General features: G+C 54.4%; 2 protein-coding genes. One reads left to right on the top strand and one right to left on the bottom strand.

Annotated features, from left to right (window positions below):
• Positions 1-543 precede the first annotated feature (543 nt).
• Complete coding sequence (locus tag C513_RS0112280) at positions 544-1,539, top strand: P63C domain-containing protein (protein WP_245552840.1); 996 nt, start codon at positions 544-546, stop codon at positions 1,537-1,539.
• Positions 1,540-1,620: 81 nt separating this feature from the next.
• On the opposite strand, the gene C513_RS0112275 is transcribed toward C513_RS0112280, so the two are convergent.
• Positions 1,621-1,887: a hypothetical protein gene (locus C513_RS0112275; RefSeq protein WP_018716284.1), complete on the bottom strand. Its 267-nt coding sequence runs from the start codon at positions 1,885-1,887 to the stop codon at positions 1,621-1,623.
• Between the last annotated feature and the right edge of the window lie 200 nt (positions 1,888-2,087).

Here is a 2,087-nt window from a genome sequence, read left to right as displayed (position 1 = left end):
TGAGGCAAACTACTGGAGGCAACTTGCCGACAGCAACACCTTGGCAGAGGTGTCCACTTAAACCAACCAGCCTCCTCGAAACCCGGGGCGGTTCAAACCGCCATAGCGAACGAATCTGAGCAATGCATTGCAGATGCCGGGCATTGATGGCCCGGAGACTGGCTGCATAGTCCGCAGTCCGTCCGAATGTATCCATTCTAGGGTGATTCTAAATAAATCAATACAAATCAACGGCTTACGACTGACTTCCGGCAAGGAGTCGCAGAGGCTGCCTGTGCGCTTCGCAGTGGTGGCGAGGGCTAGGGCTTAGGGCGGGGCCTTCCGGGCCGCTGTGGCCCCTCTGAGGGCTTTGGCGGGGGGTATGGGGGAAGCCGGGACGCGGGCCGGGTGAGAGGGGCTTACGCACGAGCGATGCGCTTTTGAATGCTAGTGCAGCAGACGGACACGATAGGCTTCCATCGCAAAACTCTAGCAAAATGACTTTTGCTTGCACATTGCTAGCAATAGTGCATAATGCTCCTACTTTCTAGCAAGGAGATGGGCATGAGTACTGGTGATGCAAAGGGTAGAGCGGTGGGTGGCAAGGCCCGTATGGCAAGTCTTACTCCGGAGCAGAGGTCGGAGAACGCGCGTGCTGCGGCAAAGGCTCGGGCAGAGTTGAAAAAGCTCCCAAAGGCGACGCACTTTGGCCAACTGGCGACGGGTGTAATTGATCTGCCGTGTTTCGTCCTTGACGACGGACGGCGGGTAATTTCTGGGCGCGGACTTACTGCTGCAATTGGTATGAAAGGGCGAGGGGCCGGTGCATCCCGTGTTGCAGATCACAAGCTAATCAAAGCCTACGGTGACGCGCAATTGATAGCCGCGATTGAACAGCCGATTAAATTTGTTGGGAAATCCCCAAAGGGCGTGGCAGAACCAAGCGATGGCTACGAAGCAACAGTGCTTCAGCAGGTCTGCGAAGCAATTTTGACTGCGCGGGATCAGGGGCTATTGAGCACTGAACAAGACAAACGATACGCGGTACAAGCGGACATTCTGATGCGGGGCTTTGCTCGTGTTGGCATCATCGCGCTTATCGACGAGGCGACGGGCTACCAGAAAGACCGGGACAAACAGGCTCTGGCGAAGATCTTGGAGGCGTTTGTGGCCAAGGAGTTGCAGCCTTGGTTGAAGACCTTTCCAGATGACTACTATGTCGAACTGTTTCGGCTGTACAAGCTGCCATTCCCACCTATCGGCAATCCGTCCTGGCGTCCAGGCTTTTTTGGGCACATCACCAATAATGTGGTCTATGACAGACTGGCTCCGGGCCTCTTGCCCGAATTGAAACGTCTGGCGACTCGGGAGGAGAGGAAAGCGCGTCTTCACCAACATCTCAGCCAAGACGTTGGGCATCCGAAACTACAAAGTCACATGGGCTCAATTGTGACGTTGTTGAAGTTGTCAAAAACTCCGGAAGAGTTTCAAGCGTACGTTGACAGGTTCCATCCTCGTTTTGGAACGACGGGTCAATTGCCATTTGATGATGGGAAGTGAAGTAACTAGGCAAAGTGCGGGAGTCCAGCGTGCAGCGGCAAATGGGGGCAGAAAAGATACAGATGCCGCGCACGCAGGCGCTCAGCGGCGCGCGTGGGGTGTGTGCCGCTGCAAGTCTATGCGGCGTGCGTACAGAGCATCCATGAATGCCCGGCCTTGCTGAGAAAGAACACCATACCGTTTTAACTCCGCATCAAGTTTGCCTAACTCGTAATCCACGTCTTCAAGCGTTTTGATGTGGGATGCTTCTCTGCGGGCTTCTTTGATAACGGAATCCTTGGCGTAGTGCTTCAAGTACCAGACTATGCCGCCGCCAGCAGCCAGTAGAACAATTACTGTGATTCCCATTTTTTACTCGCAGGCGAAAACAACGGTTGCCTTTGGGTAATTCCCCATGATGTACGGCCCAGAGTTTTCCGTTTGCGAAATGAGCTTCATTGCTTTGCCAGTGTTTGAATCGACCCGGATCTACTAGACACTCGCGAGCCGCTGGTAGTGACGTTTTTCGAATTCCATCGGGGATACCGCCCCGCATGTATTGTGGCGTC

Origin of the sequence: Allobrachymonas chironomi DSM 19884 (assembly GCF_000374625.1) — a bacterium.
Taxonomy (GTDB): Bacteria; Pseudomonadota; Gammaproteobacteria; order Burkholderiales; family Burkholderiaceae_C; genus Brachymonas; species Brachymonas chironomi.
The sequence above is the reverse complement of the archived record's forward strand: the minus strand, read 5'-3'. Positions and strand labels throughout refer to the sequence as shown.